This is a genomic window from [Ruminococcus] torques ATCC 27756, assembly GCF_000153925.1.
Taxonomy (GTDB): Bacteria; Bacillota; Clostridia; order Lachnospirales; family Lachnospiraceae; genus Mediterraneibacter; species Mediterraneibacter torques.
Genome location: NZ_DS264382.1, coordinates 1 through 15865, shown reverse-complemented (window position 1 = coordinate 15865; position 15865 = coordinate 1). Strand labels below are relative to the sequence as shown.

Annotated in this window: 17 protein-coding genes; 5 read left to right on the top strand and 12 right to left on the bottom strand. The window is 42.4% G+C overall.

All coding sequences use genetic code 11. The annotated features are described in order from the left end of the window. Positions 1–51 precede the first annotated feature (51 nt). The 6 genes from recR to RUMTOR_RS11690 form a co-directional block, all read right to left on the bottom strand. Positions 52–648, bottom strand: coding sequence for a recombination mediator RecR (recR, locus tag RUMTOR_RS11715; RefSeq protein ID WP_004848207.1), 597 nt, complete (start codon positions 646–648; stop codon positions 52–54). Positions 649–650: 2 nt separating this feature from the next. Further along, a complete protein-coding gene (locus tag RUMTOR_RS11710) occupies positions 651–1004 on the bottom strand; it encodes a YbaB/EbfC family nucleoid-associated protein (protein WP_004848206.1) in 354 nt (117 codons plus the stop codon). A 2-nt stretch (positions 1005–1006) separates the two neighbouring features. Next, positions 1007–2626: a DNA polymerase III subunit gamma/tau gene (gene dnaX, locus RUMTOR_RS11705; protein ID WP_004848205.1), complete on the bottom strand. Its 1620-nt coding sequence runs from the start codon at positions 2624–2626 to the stop codon at positions 1007–1009. A gap of 37 nt (positions 2627–2663) precedes the next feature. Then, on the bottom strand, positions 2664–3740 hold the full coding sequence (locus tag RUMTOR_RS11700) for a 6-phosphofructokinase (RefSeq protein WP_004848203.1): 1077 nt from the start codon (positions 3738–3740) through the stop codon (positions 2664–2666). A gap of 155 nt (positions 3741–3895) precedes the next feature. Then, the gene (locus RUMTOR_RS11695) at positions 3896–5245 is read right to left on the bottom strand and encodes a glucose-6-phosphate isomerase (RefSeq protein ID WP_044929464.1); all 1350 of its coding nucleotides are present in this window, start codon (positions 5243–5245) and stop codon (positions 3896–3898) included. A 107-nt stretch (positions 5246–5352) separates the two neighbouring features. Next, entirely contained in the window at positions 5353–6303 is a 951-nt protein-coding gene (locus tag RUMTOR_RS11690) for a hypothetical protein (protein WP_004848199.1), read from the bottom strand. Positions 6304–6757: 454 nt separating this feature from the next. Between RUMTOR_RS11690 and RUMTOR_RS11685 the strand changes: the two genes are divergently transcribed. Both RUMTOR_RS11685 and RUMTOR_RS11680 read left to right on the top strand, forming a co-directional pair. Further along, positions 6758–7000, top strand: a complete 243-nt coding sequence (locus RUMTOR_RS11685; protein WP_004848192.1) for a TIGR03905 family TSCPD domain-containing protein — start codon at positions 6758–6760, stop codon at positions 6998–7000. 90 nt (positions 7001–7090) lie between these two features. Continuing rightward, positions 7091–8194: a pyridoxal phosphate-dependent aminotransferase gene (locus RUMTOR_RS11680; protein ID WP_004848190.1), complete on the top strand. Its 1104-nt coding sequence runs from the start codon at positions 7091–7093 to the stop codon at positions 8192–8194. A 55-nt stretch (positions 8195–8249) separates the two neighbouring features. On the opposite strand, the gene RUMTOR_RS11675 is transcribed toward RUMTOR_RS11680, so the two are convergent. From RUMTOR_RS11675 to RUMTOR_RS11655, 5 genes are all read right to left on the bottom strand, one after another. Further along, positions 8250–8957 (bottom strand): DUF4230 domain-containing protein, encoded by a 708-nt coding sequence (locus RUMTOR_RS11675; protein WP_004848189.1) that lies wholly within the window; start codon positions 8955–8957, stop codon positions 8250–8252. A 61-nt stretch (positions 8958–9018) separates the two neighbouring features. Next, positions 9019–9684 carry a nucleoside recognition protein gene (locus tag RUMTOR_RS11670; RefSeq protein ID WP_004848187.1) on the bottom strand — a complete coding sequence of 222 codons (666 nt, stop codon included), beginning with the start codon at positions 9682–9684 and terminating at the stop codon, positions 9019–9021. A gap of 134 nt (positions 9685–9818) precedes the next feature. Continuing rightward, positions 9819–10430, bottom strand: coding sequence for a PepSY domain-containing protein (locus tag RUMTOR_RS11665; RefSeq protein WP_004848186.1), 612 nt, complete (start codon positions 10428–10430; stop codon positions 9819–9821). Between the two features lie 160 nt (positions 10431–10590). Then, entirely contained in the window at positions 10591–11997 is a 1407-nt protein-coding gene (locus RUMTOR_RS11660; protein ID WP_004848183.1) for a sensor histidine kinase, read from the bottom strand. After that, on the bottom strand, positions 11994–12668 hold the full coding sequence (locus RUMTOR_RS11655) for a response regulator transcription factor (protein WP_004848180.1): 675 nt from the start codon (positions 12666–12668) through the stop codon (positions 11994–11996). Before RUMTOR_RS11655 ends, RUMTOR_RS11660 begins: the two co-directional genes overlap by 4 nt. A gap of 158 nt (positions 12669–12826) precedes the next feature. Here RUMTOR_RS11655 and RUMTOR_RS11650 point away from each other — a divergent pair, with 158 nt between their 5' ends. Genes RUMTOR_RS11650 through RUMTOR_RS13570 form a run of 3 tightly spaced genes read left to right on the top strand, consistent with a single transcriptional unit; the run spans position 12827 to position 15152 of the window. Continuing rightward, positions 12827–14104 (top strand): M18 family aminopeptidase, encoded by a 1278-nt coding sequence (locus RUMTOR_RS11650; RefSeq protein WP_004848178.1) that lies wholly within the window; start codon positions 12827–12829, stop codon positions 14102–14104. Between the two features lie 57 nt (positions 14105–14161). Beyond that, a complete protein-coding gene (locus tag RUMTOR_RS13575; RefSeq protein WP_004848176.1) occupies positions 14162–14539 on the top strand; it encodes a Gfo/Idh/MocA family protein in 378 nt (125 codons plus the stop codon). Next, entirely contained in the window at positions 14523–15152 is a 630-nt protein-coding gene (locus RUMTOR_RS13570; RefSeq protein ID WP_004848175.1) for a Gfo/Idh/MocA family protein, read from the top strand. The genes RUMTOR_RS13575 and RUMTOR_RS13570 overlap by 17 nt, the downstream gene beginning before the upstream one ends. Positions 15153–15354: 202 nt before the next feature. Here RUMTOR_RS13570 and RUMTOR_RS11640 read toward each other — a convergent pair. Then, positions 15355–15865, bottom strand: a 511-nt coding sequence (locus RUMTOR_RS11640; RefSeq protein WP_004848172.1) for an Ig-like domain-containing protein, incomplete at its 5' end; no start/stop codon positions are given.

Here is a 15865-nt window from a genome sequence, read left to right as displayed (position 1 = left end):
TCCTCTTTCTTACTTCTGTTTATTACTTCTGTTTATTATTTCTGCTCTATCTTACAGTTCTGTCCTGCCTTCAAGCGCTCTTAAAAGCGTCACCTCGTCAATATATTCCAAATCTCCTCCGACCGGAACGCCGCTGGCAATCCTGCTCACCTTTATTCCCGCCGGTTTTATGAGTTTGCTTATATACATTGCCGTTGTCTCGCCTTCCAGACTTGAATTCGTTGCAATGATCACTTCATTCACGTCTCCCTGAAGCCGTTCCATCAGTTCTTTCAGACGGATATCTCCCGGGCCGATTCCCAGCATCGGAGAGATTGCCCCGTGGAGCACATGATATACTCCGTTATATTTTCCTGTCTTTTCATACGCTGCCAGATCCCGCGGTGTCTCAACGACCATGATCGTTTTCTTGTCGCGATCCGGATTTCCGCAAATCGGACAGGTTTCCCGATCTGTAAGTGTACAGCACACTTTACAATACCGCACATTTTTCCTTGCGTCAATAATTGATTTTGCCAAACCTTCCACTTGATCCAGCGGCATGTTGATCACATGAAACGCCAACCTTTGCGCCGACTTGCTGCCAATCCCCGGCAAACGGGAAAATTCTTCGATCAGACGGCTGATCTGATTACTGTAATATTCCATCCTTAAAACATCCCCGGAATTCCGCCGCCCATGCCGCCTGTCAGCTTAGACATAGCAGAACCTGTCGCCTCATCGATCTGACGCAGCGCCTCATTTGTCGCCGCAACGATCAAGTCTTCCAACATCTCAATATCATCCGGATCAACGACTTCTTCCGCAAGTTTTACTTTTGTCACTTCGCGTTTTCCCGAAACAGTCACTTCAACCGCTCCGCCGCCTGCCGTCGCCGTAAATTCCTTTGCCTCAAGCTCTTTTTGCTGCTCTTCCATCTGACGCTGCATCTTCTGCGCCTGTTTCATAAGATTTGCCATATTTCCCGGCATCGCTCCACCCGGAAAACCGCCTCTTTTTGCCATAATCAATCCTCCACCGTTATCTTCATATTGATCTTTTGTTCTATATCTATGAATGTATCCTCAAAATGTCTGCCTTCTTCTACATGACGCACTTCTACTTCCACACGTTTTCCGATCCGTTCTTCGATTAATTTTTCCAACTCTTCAACGTGATCTTCCCGCCCTACGACGCTTGCCGCAAGACTGTCCGGAAGAACGATCAAAAGCCGGTTGTCTCCGCCCAGACTTAAGCGGGCGCTTTTCAGATACCCCTTTATAATACCTGAAGCTTCTCCGGCAATCATTCTAAAATTCTTTACGACTTCCTGTACGTCTTCGGGAATCGCATCTGGAATTTGCGGTCTCTGCGCACGAGCGCCTGCAAAATTGCCCTCGGTGTTTCCATTAATCACCGATCCGCCTGCGATCTGCGCTCCGTCTCCGTTTACATAGACGATCTGCCCCTGCATATTTGCTGAAGCTTCCATGCTTTTTTCCACTTTTTCTTCCACCGCACGGATCCGCTCTAAAATAGTATCCTGCTTCGTTTCCATTGCCGGAGTACATAATTTAATCAAAGCCACCTCTAGCATGATTCTCTTTTGCGTCGCATATTTTAACTGCCCGGAAAGCTCTGAAAAAACACGGATATACCGGAATAACGCTGCTGTCTCGATCATCCCGGATTCTTCTTTTAACTGCATCATATTTTCCGTAGACACATCCAGAACATCCTCTATATTATCAGATGTTTTTACGAGAAGCAAGTTCCTTAAATACCATGTAAAATCTGCCGTAAGCTGCGTCAGATCTCTTCCCTGCATTACGAGTTCCTCCACAACGTCGAGCACACCCGGCACATCCGTATTGATCACTTTCCGCAAAAGTCTGCTGAATACATCCGTATCCACCGCTCCCAGCACTTCCAAAACATGCTCGTATGTCACCTTCTGCCCAAGATAGAATGCAATACACTGATCAAGAAGACTAAGCGCGTCTCTCATCGATCCGTCCGCCGCTTTCGCTATATAGCGCAGCGCTTTATCCTCTGCTTCTACATGCTCTGTATCCATCAATTCCTGCATACGTTCCGTAATCGTCTCAATACTGATCCTCTTGAAATCATAATGCTGACATCGTGATAAAATCGTGATCGGAATTTTATGAACTTCTGTTGTGGCAAGAATAAAGATAACATATTCCGGCGGCTCTTCCAATGTTTTAAGAAGCGCGTTAAACGCTCCTATAGACAGCATATGTACTTCATCAATAATATAAACCTTATATTTTCCTTCTGTCGGACGGTACGTCACCTCTTCCCGAATCTCACGGATATTATCAACGCCGTTATTAGACGCCGCGTCAATCTCAATCACATTCATAGACGTACCTGCCGCGATCGACTTACACATCTCGCACTCACCGCACGGACTGCCGTCAACCGGATGCTCACAGTTTACCGCTTTCGCAAATATTTTCGCAACCGTTGTTTTTCCCGTACCTCTTGTACCGCAGAAAAGATATGCATGTCCGATACGGTTTGCCTTGATCTGATTCTGTAATGTTGTAATAATATGATCCTGCCCTTTTACATCTCCAAACTCTGCCGGGCGAAATTTTCTATAAAGCGCCGTATATGACATGTTTTACACCTCTGCCTGATTTCTTAGTTTATTTCGTTTATTCATCGCCAAAACTGATACCTATTGTTTTCGCTTCTTTGATCAATCCGCATTTCGGATCTACCATCTTTAATTTTCCCGCCACTTCTTCAAGCGGAACTGCCGTCGTCTCGCCATCTCTCATAGCGACCATATATCCGTATTTTCCTTCCAGTATCATCTCGGCCGCCTTTGCTCCGACCCGAGTTGCAAATACACGGTCGTATGCACACGGAGAACCTCCGCGCTGTGTATGTCCCGGAACGGTAATTCTTACTTCCTTATCTGTCGCTTCTTGGATCTGCTCTGCCAGCTCATATGCGATAGACGGATATTTTCTCTTGGAGATCTTCTCTTTATATTCTTTCTTTTTCAGTTTTGCATCCTCTTTCGAGATTGCACCTTCCGCAACCGCAAGAATCGTAAACGGTTTTCCTTCTCTCGACCGTCTGTTGATCACATCTGTGATCACATTGATATCATAAGGGATTTCCGGAAGAAGGATAATATCCGCGCCGCCCGCTATACCTGCATGAAGCGTTACATATCCTACTTTGTGTCCCATTACCTCTATAATAAATACACGGCTGTGGGACGTTGCCGTCGTATGGATTCTGTCAATCGTATCTGTCGCAATATCCACCGCGCTCTGAAATCCGAATGTCATTTCTGTTCCCCACAGATCGTTATCGATCGTCTTCGGAAGCGTGATCACATTCAATCCCTCTTCCCGAAGAAGATTTGCCGTTTTATGCGTTCCGTTTCCTCCTAAAATAATAAGACAGTTCAGATTCAGCTTATGATATGTATGCTTCATCGCCTCTACTTTATCGAGCCCGTCTTTATCAGGAACTCTCATCAATTTAAACGGCTGTCTCGATGTTCCGAGAATCGTTCCGCCTCTTGTAAGAATGCCGGAAAAATCTTTCGGTGTAAGCATACTGAAGTCCGCATAGATCAATCCTTTATATCCGTCTTTAAAACCGTAGATCTCCACATCGTCCCGTTTGGAGCAGATTCCTTTCACAACTCCGCGCATCGCCGCATTTAATGCCTGACAGTCTCCGCCGCTTGTCAACATTCCGATTCTTAACATAACGCACCCTCCTTGATCGTATCATCCGTGCATAACGCACCCCAAAACTGTTTTTCTGATATTTGAATAGTTTCTATAATGCAAATAAGCAGCCGGTAATTCCGACCGCTTATTATTATACTCTATTTACGGAAATCCAACAAGAAATTTTAAAACTACAGTCTCTTAAGCAGTTCTTCTCTTTCTTTTTCAAATCCCGGTTTTCCAAGCAGGGCGAACATATTCTTCTTATAACTTTCAACACCCGGCTGGTTGAACGGATTAACGCCGAGTAAATATCCGCTCACTCCGCATGCAAATTCAAAAAAGTAAAACAATTCCCCGAGATAAAACTCATTCTGCTCCGGAATCTTTACCATAAGGTTCGGCACATTACCGTCCGTATGCGCAAGGATCGTTCCGTTCATCGCACTCTTGTTAATGAAATCAACATTTTTTCCGGCAAGATAATTCAATCCGTCAAGATCTACCGGTTCTTCGTTGATCACAATCTCTGCTCTTGATTTTTCTACATTAAGAACCGTCTCAAAAAGAATTCTGTTTCCATCCTGAATAAACTGTCCCATAGAATGAAGATCTGTCGTAAGATCTACAGATGCAGGAAAGATTCCTTTCTGATCCTTGCCTTCACTCTCTCCGTAAAGCTGTTTCCACCATTCGGATACATAATGAAGACTCGGTTCGTAGTTTGCCAGCACTTCCACAGTTTTTCCTTTACGAAGAAGAATATTCCTGACAGCCGCATACTGCATTGCGCCATTCTTTTCAAAATCAGCTTCCAAAGCCGCCTTTCTTCCCGATGCCGCTCCTTCCATTAATTTGTCGATATCCGCTCCGCTTACCGCGATCGGCAGCAAACCTACTGCAGTAAGAACAGAGAAACGACCGCCTACATCGTCCGGCACAACGAATGTCTCGTAACCTTCTTCTGTGGCAAGATTTTTCAACGCTCCTTTCGCTTTGTCCGTCGTTGCGTAAATCCTCTTTGCAGCCTCTTCTTTTCCGTATTTTTTCTCCAACAGTTCTTTAAATACGCGGAAAGCGATAGCCGGTTCCGTCGTCGTTCCCGATTTGGAGATCATATTGATTGAAAAATCACGATCTCCGATCACATCGATCAGATCTTTTACATATGTACTGCTGATACTGTTGCCGACATAATAAATCTCCGGAGATTTTCTCACTTCTTTTGATACAACGTTCGCAAAAGAGTGTCCGAGAAATTCGATTGCCGCTCTTGCTCCGAGATAAGATCCGCCGATTCCGATCACAAGAAGCACTTCCGAATCTTCTCTGATTTTCTCAGCCGCTTTTTTGATCCGGTCAAACTCATCTTTATCATAATCAACCGGAAGATCGATCCAGCCGAGGAAGTCGTTTCCGGCGCCCGTTCTTGCAAGCAGCTTTTCCTTTGCCTGCTCTGCCAGTTCGCTCATATACTGCATCTCATGATCCTGTACGAAACCACATGCCTTTGAATAATCAAATGTTACTTTGCTCATCACAATCCATCCTCTCTGATACTTATTTTATGATTTATCTTTTGTCTGTTTTATAGATCCGGCAGAATTACTCTCCGCCATATACTCTTATTTTAACAAATATACACTTCCTAAGCAAGAAATTCCTCCAGTATTTGCCGTATCGTCTCCTCTCTGATCTGCGGATGCCCGCTGTCCGGTTCGTGTTCTCCCCCTCCTCTGCCGACATTTTGACTGAGCTTTTCCGCTTTCTTTCTCTCTTGCGGCTCGCCTTCGATATTAATAGGAAGCCGTTTCTCTACCATACTGCTCCCTGTCTCATCTAAAATCTCTCTGACTGCCTGCGCCCGCCATTGTTCATACTCCGTCTCCTGCATTGTTGCGGCGCCTTTTGCGTTTTCCTTTCTATCTGCCCTGTTCTCCTGCACCGGTACTGTACCGGCAGACGCTCCTTCTTTCTTATCGTCCGCCCCGGCAAATGTTTTTTGTTCTTTTACTTTTCCACCTCCATTTACATTTTCTGACGGGATTACGTCAATAAATTCTTTTTCTTTCCTGTTCTGTCTTCTTACCCTGACAGCGCATACATTTTCCAAATAATCGACCATATACATTTTAATCGCTTTTATCTTATACGGCTCGTCCGACATACGAATGATCACCATAAGAAGCACCGCTTCCGCCGCCCCGCCTGCTATGTACTGATAAACCGTTTCCGTAAGTCCGCCTTCCATGTAAGAAAGCGCCGCGCCGATCACCGCTAAAATACCGACAAACCAAACAGACAACAGCTCGATCTGACGCCATGTGTGTATCCGAAACAAAAATCCTCTGTATTCATAGATATATTTTTCTACAAATACACCGACATTTTCCACAGACTCATGCGCCATACAGGCATGTTCGTATTTTGCCTTTACAAGTTTCATCAGCTTATGCGTACTTTTCGGCATATTTCCAGCCGCTTTTATCAATCTGTACAAGGTCATCCGGTTTACGATCTTTGCCAGCACCCCAAGTATCCCGACTGCCGCCATCACATACATGACCGATCCGGAACTTACCATCATTGTCTCAAGCATAACAAGCCCTCCTGTTTTTTTATCTTTCACACGCCCCGTCTGTCAACGTCCGCTTGTGTTTGTAGCCATTATAAGGCAGGATTTCTGTCTTGTCCGCAAAAACCGTTCTACATTTTTCTACACCGCGCAGCCTTTTCTTTTGTAGGTTTCCCGATTTTCTTCTTTCTCCTTTTTTTCGTGCCGCGCATTTTTTTGCAGATCATCTCATACTGTTTTAGATATACTTTTTATTTTTCCTCTCAACTGCAAGCATCCTCTCTCTCTGACTGTAATATGTATAAATACGTCTCCCTTGTTTTTCTCTTTCTTCCTTTCTGTTCCCGTTCGATTTTCAACCGACTGCACTCATGTCGACTTTTCTCGAAAACAGACGCACAAAATTTGTATTTTCTTCCTCTGTTTGTTATAATTCCTTTTATAAAAATGAAGAAATCTGTTTTCAGGAGGTAAAATCATGGAATACAAACCAAAGGGCGTCTGCTCACGTCTTATTCATTTTGACATCGTGGACAATAAAGTAAGAAACGTATCTTTTGTCGGAGGATGCAGCGGGAATCTTCAGGGAATTTCTCACCTCATCGAAGGTATGGATGTAGATGAGGCGATCTCGCGCATTGAAGGCATCCGGTGCGGATTCAAACCGACCTCTTGTCCGGATCAGCTTGCCATTGCATTAAAAGAAGCTCGAAACGCTTAATAAGATGCCCGGCAAGACAAACGCTTTATTTTTTGCACGTTAATATTTTACTGTTATTATTACTTTTTTAATCATCAGGAAGGAAATGCTATGAATACAAAACCTGTTTTCCACGGAAGCGATATCGAAAAAATATGTGAATACTATCATCTTAATCAGGAGGATATCGTCAACTTCGGCGCAAATGTAAATCCTATCGGTATCTCCACCCATGTAAAACAGGTTCTTGCATCCCATTTGGATCTTCTTTCCTCTTATCCCGACCGTGACTATCAATCTCTTCGGAATACCGTTTCAGAATACTGCGGCGTTCCCGCAGACTACGTACTGCCCGGGAACGGCTCGAGTGAACTTATCTCTCTTTTAATCGAAACACGCGCCCCAAAGCGCACCCTTCTCCTTGGACCAACCTATTCGGAATACTCCAGAGAGTTGTCACTTTCAAATAGCAAATGCAACGAGTTTCTTTTAAAAGAAACTGATGAGTTTATTTTAAATGTAGATTTTCTCTGTCAGTCGCTCCTTGCCGGAAGTTATGATTTTCTTATCATATGTAATCCGAACAATCCTACGTCATCTGCCATTCTCCGATCTGATATGGAACGTCTTCTTACATTTTGCGAACAGCATGACATCTTTGTCATGATAGATGAGACTTATGTTGAATTTGCCCCTGTTATCGAAGACGTCACAGCAGTACCTTTTACGAAAACATTCAAAAATCTAATGGTTTTACGAGGCGTGTCAAAATTTTTTGCAGCGCCCGGAGTCCGCTTAGGTTATGGTATCACGGGTAACATGCCGTTTTTAAAAGCAATGAAAGAAAAGCAGATTCCCTGGTCTTTGAACAGCCTCGGCGCTTTTGCCGGAGAACTCATGCTGAAAGACGAAGAATATATCAGACAGACCCGCCGTCTCATTCTTTCCGAACGGGAAAAAATGTACTCTGCTTTAAAAGAGCAGCCTGCTTATAAAACATATAAGCCATACGCTAACTTTCTGCTTGTAAAACTTCTCCAAAAAGAAACGACCGCCTTTGACGTATTTACTCACTGCGTCAAAAACGGTCTTATGATCCGCGATTGTTCTTCCTTCAAAAGTTTAGACGGAGAATTTATCCGGTTTTGTGTTATGGACAGCAAAGACAATCAACGTCTTCTCGACGAACTCTCTTTCCTATGCCGTCAAAAATAATATAAAATAAAATATGGCGATTGCAGCGGCTATGATCCCGAGTACAAGCAAGATTTTATTTTTCATTTGTATTCCCTCCTTCTCCTCCTTCAAATGTGATTTTATAATCATCTAAATCATATGCCTGAGCAAAGTATCCTTTCAGGATCGTCTTTGCATTACTTCTTGCATTCTCATAAAGCCCGTTTGCCACCGCGTCTTTTTCGGCCTGTTCTTTTAGTTTGGCAAACGCCGCGTTATTCTCTTCCAGACGGATCTGATTGAAAATGCTTTCCTTCTCATGATATACACGAAACGAATCTTCATCAACCTGCGAACTTAAGATTCTGACTTCAGGAAGTTTCACTTTGATAGAATCTTTTTTTACTTCATATCGAATCTCGCCAAAATCATATCCCGCCTTTACGATCACATTGTAACTATAGATATATTTACTCTGCGTAAACGGAATGTCAATACCGAACAATTTTCTTACATCTTCGGTAACATTTACTTCTGTGCAATTTGCCTCCTGTGTCGCCAACTCCCCGATATCTTCAAACCCAAGTTTGGTCGTCTGGCTTTCATGAGTAATATAGCGTTTCATACCGATCGCTCCCGCGCCTCCCGCAAGCGCGATAATCGCTATAATAATAAGTATCTTTTGAATTTTCCACGGAATCTTAATTTTGAGTTTCCTATTTTGTTTCTTTATTTCTCTTTTAATTTCCTTTTTCAATTCTTCTCTTGTATCTTTTTCCTCTTCACTATATCTTTTGTCCATACATTCTCCCTTCACACACCCGTACTGTCTGCAGCGGATACGATCTTACACATACTGTTTTTTATGCAGATTTCCTGTTCTTTACCGGATATCTGCTCTCCTTGATTATACCAGATTTCTTTCGCCTTTGCTCCGCTATTTTGCAGAATATGACTGCAGCCCCCGTACTTGCCACCGTAGCTAAAATCCCCGCGCCTACGATTGCCGCCGGGTTCGCGCTTCCATACTGACTTCGATATGCGATCACGTTCATCGGGATCAACTGAAGAGAAGAAATATTCATGATCAAAAACGTACACATTTCATTACTTGCGACTCCCTTGCGCCTCACCGGACCGGGCGCTTTTCCTGCCCGCCTTTCCTCTTCCAATGTTTCAAGTTCTTTCATCGCCTTTAATCCTGCCGGAGTTGCCGCCCACCCAAGACCGAGGATATTCGCAATAAAATTTGTTGTAATATGCTCCTGCGCTTTATGTTCTTTCGGCAGATCAGGAAAAAGAAAACGGATCACCGGACGCATTTTTTTTGCCGCACTTCCGATGATCCCTGCCTGTGCCGCAATCTCCATGATCCCACACCAAAACGACATAATCCCTATCATCGTAATACAAAGTGTCACCGCTTCTTTTGAAGAATCGAGCGCGGCATTTGTAATAACTTCCATCCTGCCGTTAAACGCTCCGAATATAATTCCGATCAAAATCATGCCTGCCCATAGATAATTCATACACTTCTCCGCTGTCTATGATTCATTTTTCATTCTTTCTGAATTATATTCTCTTCTCTCTTTCTTTTATTCCGATACTCCGAAAATATTTTTTATCGTCTTTTTTATCACATCTAATCACAATTTTCCTTTGATCAGTATCGTTCCTCACTCCACTCAAGAATCGTTCCTGTAGACGCATCTATTTCAAACTCATACTCTTTCCCGTCATAAATGATATCGCCTTCGTATTTATATTTTCCGTCATCGTAGTCTGATTGAATGCGAATATCGTTTTCCGATGCCCCCGGAACTCTTTCCAATGCGATCTTCTCTGCTTCCTCTATACTGATCCCCAAAGCTTCCGCATTATTTTGAGAATTTCCGCTTTTTTCTTTATCTGTTGTGCCTGCTGTATCCGCTGTGCCCGCTGTATCTGTTGTGCCTGCTCTGTCTGTTGTATCTACAGTTGAAATCCGCTCTGTATCTGCGCTTAATATTTGACCGTCTCTTCCGCTTATTTCATAATCATACTCTGTTCCTTCTACGTCAAACCGCACTTCATATACTTTCCTGCCATCGTCGATTTCCGAAGACACTCTCAGACGGGTCGTATCTGATTCTCTTACTCCCGCATCAGCCAATGCCGCTTCCAATGCCGCTTCTTTTCCGATATCTTTGCCGCCTTTTAGTCCACACCCTGCAAATACACCTGCTGTCACCATAGTCATCACTGCTACCGTTGCTATTTTTGTAAATTTTTTCATTTCTATTCTCCTTTCTTTATTTCACATCAGCATTTACTTTTACTTTGAAAACATTCGATTCCAAACTTCGGTTTATGCCTTTATTTTCTTTGATGAGATTACTATATCCCAAAAAGATTAAAATAACATTAAAGAACGAAAACAAATTTACATTGTCCTGTCATGACTTCGATTTTCTTAAATGAAAAACAAACTCACTTCCTTCGCCTTCTTTACTGACAACTTCTACACTTCCTCCATGTGCCTCTGCGATCCATTTCACCATAGACAAACCGAGCCCGCAGTGACTTCCTCCTGTTCTGGATTTATCCGCACGATAAAACCGTTCCCATATATGAGGAATATCCCCCTTTGAAATGCCGATGCCATGATCTTTTACTTTTCCGATAATATCCGAATCATTATGCACGGATAAACTCACTTCTATATCCCGTCCTTCCCCGTATCGCAGCGCATTAGACAGAAGATTTATCATCATTCTAATGTACAGCGTCTCATCAACTTCCGCCCATATTTCAGGTTCAATGTGACATATGATCTGACCGGCGTTTCCTTTTGATTCAGCAAGAAACTGTTGTTCACCGACGATCATTTCCGTCAGTTCACTTAAATTAACGTTTTCTTTCTCGATCTGCTGACGCCCCTGATCGGCTCTTGATAAAAACAGAAGCTGCGCGATCAGATCTGACATATTTTCCGCTTTCTGTTCGATCAGTTTCACCTGTGCTTTTTGCTTTGGCTTTAACGCTTCATCTTTTAAAAGCTGACCGCACTGAGCCATCATAACGCTTATCGGCGTTCTTAATTCATGCGAAACGTCCGAAGTGAACTGCTTTTCTCTTTTAAACACGGCTTCCAGCTCATCCAGCATCTCGTTAAACGTCTCCGCAAGGATATAAATCTCATCTCTGTTTTTTTTGTATCTCTTTTCCTTTGTTTCTCTTACTGTATCGATATTGTCAATTCTTCTCGAAAGATCCGCATCCATCCGTATCTTACACACAGTATCCGTAATATCTTTCACAGGCTTAAGCGTTCTTTTTGTGAAGCGATATCCTACGAACGCTGTCGCTGCGGCAAGCAGCGGAAGAAGAATAAACGCGATGCGAAGTATCGTCTGAAAACTCTCCTCCGATTCCGTCACAGATATCACTCCGCGTACATATATCTCCTTACCTTCTCCCGGTCTGAAAAAAAGATCGTATATATACCAGTCTTCTTCTCCTGCCTTATCTTTAATCTCTCTTACTTCTCCATCCAAAAAGTCCGGCTGCCGATCGAATCCCCCGGGAATCTTTCCATATAAAAAATATCCGGTTGAGTCATACATGGAAAGATAGACTCCGTTTTCCACAGAATAAAAATCCGAATCAATTTTTAATTCTCCGTCCTGCATTTCAATTTCTTCCAGACTCTCCTCTACTCTTCTTTCCAGTGACATTTTCGTAGACGCAAGTATCTCACGTCCACTCAAAGAAAACAATATTCCAAGAACCGTTCCGACAACCACAAGAATAAATATCGTATATAAAAGAGTTAATTTTATCTTTAAAGAAACTTTTTTCATTCTTCCTCCTTTAACACATAACCGACTCCTCTTACTGTATGAATGAGTTTTTTCTCTCTTCCGTCATCAATTTTTTTCCTCAAATACCGGATATACACATCTATAACATTTGAACTTCCCATATAGTCATAATTCCACAGATGCTGCTCCAATCTGTCTCGTGAAAGAACAATTCCCGCATTTTGGACCATATATCTCAGCAGCGCAAACTCTTTTCCCGAAAGTCTGATTTCTTCTTTACCTCTTATTACTTTATGCGTATCAAGATGTACTTCCAGATCCGCAATCGTGTAACATGTTTTCGGCATTTCCTCCGGCTTTCTCAAAAGCACCCGTACCCGGGCAAGCAGCTCTTCAAATGCAAACGGCTTTACAAGATAATCATTTGCACCTGCGTCAAGCCCTGCCACCCGATCTTCCACACTGTCTTTTGCAGTCAGTAATATAACCGGTGTAGAATCCTTTTTCCTCCTCATTTCCTTCAAAACGGATAATCCGTCTTTTTTCGGCATCATAATATCAAGAATTACCGCATCGTATTTTACGGCAGTCAAATATTCCTCGGCTTCCTTCCCGTCAAAACATGAATCCACACTATAATACTCATCTTTCAGACGCGCTGTTATAATTTTGTTCAGGTCCTTTTCATCTTCCGCAAGCAAAATTCTCATTTTATCAACTCCCTACTACAATACTTCGACCTTTCATTTCTGTTTGTCTTATTATATGAAAATCATCGGATCAAATCAATTCCCTCTTTTCCCTTGACAGAAGGCATCGCGACTTATATTCTGAAAACATCAGAGAAGATATAAAAGGAGCCGATTTTATGAATTCAAAAACAACAAGTGAAAAGCTTATCCAATTTATTGAAAACAGCCCATCAGCTTTTCATACGGTAGAAACAATTAAATTTCTTCTTTTAAAAAATAATTTCTCGGAATTGTGTGAGAACAAACACTGGCACATAACTGCCGGAGGAAATTATTTTGTGACACGAAATAATTCATCACTGATCGCATTTTCCATTCCCGAAAATCCACTTGCAGGAATGCGTATTATCGCAAGCCACAGTGATTCACCGACTTTTAAAATCAAAGAAAATCCCGAAATGGAATGCGGTCATCACTATGTCAAACTAAATGTAGAACGCTATGGAGGAATGATTTACGCACCTTGGCTCGATCGTCCGCTTTCTATTGCCGGAAGAGTGATTATTAAAGATAAAGAAACAAATAAATTACAATCGAAATTAATAAACATCGACAGAGATCTTGTTTTAATTCCAAATCTCGCAATTCATATGAATAGAGATATTAACAGCGGATATCAATATAATCCACAAAAAGATCTGCTTCCTCTTTACGGCAATCTTTCTGCAAAAGACACTTTTATGAAACAAATCGCCGATGCAGCCGAAGTGTCCGAACAGGACATTCTCGGACATGACCTCTTTCTTTACAACAGACAAAAAGCAAGCATATGGGGCGCTTCCAACGAATTTGTATCTGCTCCGCGGCTTGATGATCTGCAATGTGTGTTTGCCTCTGTTGAAGGATTTCTTGCAGGACAAAAACAAACTTATATGCCGATTCTCTCCGTTCTGGATAACGAAGAAGTTGGAAGTCAGACAAAACAGGGAGCTGCATCTACATTTTTATATGACACACTTACCCGCACTAACTCCTGTCTCGGACTTTCTGATGAAGACTACCTTATTCGGCTTGCAGACAGCTTTATGATTTCCGCAGACAATGCTCATGCGATCCATCCGAATCATCAAGACTGCTCTGATCCGGTCAATCATCCGTATCTAAACGGTGGGATCGTCATTAAATTTAACGCAAATCAAAAATACTGCACAGACGGATTTTCTTCTGCGGTATTTCGTGATCTGTGCCGCACAGTCAATGTTCCTGTCCAAACATTTGTCAACCGTTCCGACATGGCAGGAGGATCAACTCTCGGAAATATATCTAACACCCAAGTTGCAGTCGACACAGTCGATATCGGGCTGCCTCAGCTTGCCATGCATTCTCCCTACGAGACGGCAGGAGTATACGATACCGACTATTTTATCAAAGCTGCAGCCGAATTTTTCAGTTGAGCAAAGAAAGAAATCAAAAAATATAAAAATATTCCAAAATAAAGAAGGAGGATACAAATGACTTTAAAAATAGGTATTATCGGAACAAACTTTATAAGTGATGATTTTTGCGATGCCGCTGCGCAGGTTGACGGGATAGAGCTGTACGCTGTATATTCCAGATCCGCTGACACAGGAAATCATTTTGCCGAAAGACATAATATTCCCACTGTATTCACTGACTATGAACAGTTTCTTGATTCACCGATCGACGCAGTATACGTGGCTTCTCCTAATTTTGCACACTGCTCTCAATCTATAAAAGCAATGGAAAAGAAAAAGCATGTACTCTGTGAAAAAGTAATGGCATCAAATGAACAAGAGGCTCTTTCCATGATCGAGTGTGCCAAAAAAAATACACGTTGTCCTTTTAGAAGCAATGCGTCCCGATTTTGATCCCGCATTTGATATGATCAAAAACGCGCTTCCCCGCATTGGAAAAATTCGAAGAGCATCTTTTGAATTTTGCCAGTATTCAAGCCGCTATGATCGTTTCAAAGACGGAATTATAGAAAATGCATTTAATCCTGCACTCGGAAACGCCGCTGTATCAGACATCGGAGTTTATTGTATTCATTCCCTTGTCCGCCTTTTCGGTACACCTAAAAACATTCATTCTATGTCTTCCTCATTGGAAAACAATTTTGAATGCAGCGGCATTGTTCTGATGGAATATCCCGATATGATCGCAGAAGCAATCTATTCCAAAGTTACGGTTTCCTATCGTCCGAGCGTCATTCAAGGAGAAAACGGTTCTATCCTGATCGACTACATAAGTCATCCGACACAAATAGAACTCAGACTGCGGGAAGGCTCTCGTGATCCGATCAACGGTGGAATCAAAGAAATACTGCCTTATTCACCTGTAAACAACAATATGATTTATGAAATAAAAAATTTTCTTTCACTTGTTGAAAACAATGGAATCGAGCACGAATACCTACAATATTCGCTTGATACGATCCGCATTATAGATCATGTACTTGCTTCACATACTTCCGTACATTAAAAAATAGATCCATCTATTCTACTAAAAATAAATCGATCTATTCCAGTCATCTTGAGTTAAACTTTAATACAACAAATTAACGTTGCAAAAAAGACTGTATATCTTACAAGAATTTCTTCTGTTTGATATACAGTCTTTTCTTTTATCTTAGCACTTTTTCTTTGCTTTTCCTATCCGCAGTGTACAAAGGATAATGTACTTTCTATCCTTTTCTTCTCTTTCTCTGAATCAAAGCAAGTACTGCCGCGGCTGTCATTGCTGCTCCTGCATACAGCATCGGAGAAACATTATCTCCTGTTTGAACTGCTCCGTCATTCTTCTCCGGTGTCGGCTGTGGATCTGGATTTGGAGTAGGAGTCGCAGTTTCTTCTTCAACTTCAATTTCCACACTGTCCGTAACTTTAACTTTCTTTTCACCCTGCACTGCCGTTGCCGTGATCGTTGCTTTTCCGACTTTCAGCGCTGTTACTTTTCCTGCTTCATCTACTTTGAGCACCGTCTCATCAGATGTTGTCCATATAATTGTAACATCTTTTGCATCTGTCGGATCAACTTTTGCTGTTACTGTCGTTTCCTCTCCGACTTTCACTTTCTTGCTCTCTGCCGTTACTGTTACACTCGTAAGCTCCGGCGTCGGTTCGGGTTTTACCTCTTCTTCAACTTCGACTTCCGCAATGTCCGTAACTTTCTCTTCGCCCTGCACTGCCGTTGCC

Coding starts and splice junctions, on each gene's coding strand:
- recR (WP_004848207.1), bottom strand. CDS start 648: ATGGAATATTACAGTAATCAGATCAGCCGTCTGATCGAAGAATTTTCC.
- RUMTOR_RS11710 (WP_004848206.1), bottom strand. CDS start 1,004: ATGGCAAAAAGAGGCGGTTTTCCGGGTGGAGCGATGCCGGGAAATATG.
- dnaX (WP_004848205.1), bottom strand. CDS start 2,626: ATGTCATATACGGCGCTTTATAGAAAATTTCGCCCGGCAGAGTTTGGA.
- RUMTOR_RS11700 (WP_004848203.1), bottom strand. CDS start 3,740: ATGTTAAGAATCGGAATGTTGACAAGCGGCGGAGACTGTCAGGCATTA.
- RUMTOR_RS11690 (WP_004848199.1), bottom strand. CDS start 6,303: ATGCTTGAGACAATGATGGTAAGTTCCGGATCGGTCATGTATGTGATG.
- RUMTOR_RS11685 (WP_004848192.1), top strand. CDS start 6,758: ATGGAATACAAACCAAAGGGCGTCTGCTCACGTCTTATTCATTTTGAC.
- RUMTOR_RS11680 (WP_004848190.1), top strand. CDS start 7,091: ATGAATACAAAACCTGTTTTCCACGGAAGCGATATCGAAAAAATATGT.
- RUMTOR_RS11675 (WP_004848189.1), bottom strand. CDS start 8,957: ATGGACAAAAGATATAGTGAAGAGGAAAAAGATACAAGAGAAGAATTG.
- RUMTOR_RS11670 (WP_004848187.1), bottom strand. CDS start 9,684: ATGAATTATCTATGGGCAGGCATGATTTTGATCGGAATTATATTCGGA.
- RUMTOR_RS11665 (WP_004848186.1), bottom strand. CDS start 10,430: ATGAAAAAATTTACAAAAATAGCAACGGTAGCAGTGATGACTATGGTG.
- RUMTOR_RS11660 (WP_004848183.1), bottom strand. CDS start 11,997: ATGAAAAAAGTTTCTTTAAAGATAAAATTAACTCTTTTATATACGATA.
- RUMTOR_RS11655 (WP_004848180.1), bottom strand. CDS start 12,668: ATGAGAATTTTGCTTGCGGAAGATGAAAAGGACCTGAACAAAATTATA.
- RUMTOR_RS11650 (WP_004848178.1), top strand. CDS start 12,827: ATGAATTCAAAAACAACAAGTGAAAAGCTTATCCAATTTATTGAAAAC.
- RUMTOR_RS13575 (WP_004848176.1), top strand. CDS start 14,162: ATGACTTTAAAAATAGGTATTATCGGAACAAACTTTATAAGTGATGAT.
- RUMTOR_RS13570 (WP_004848175.1), top strand. CDS start 14,523: ATGCGTCCCGATTTTGATCCCGCATTTGATATGATCAAAAACGCGCTT.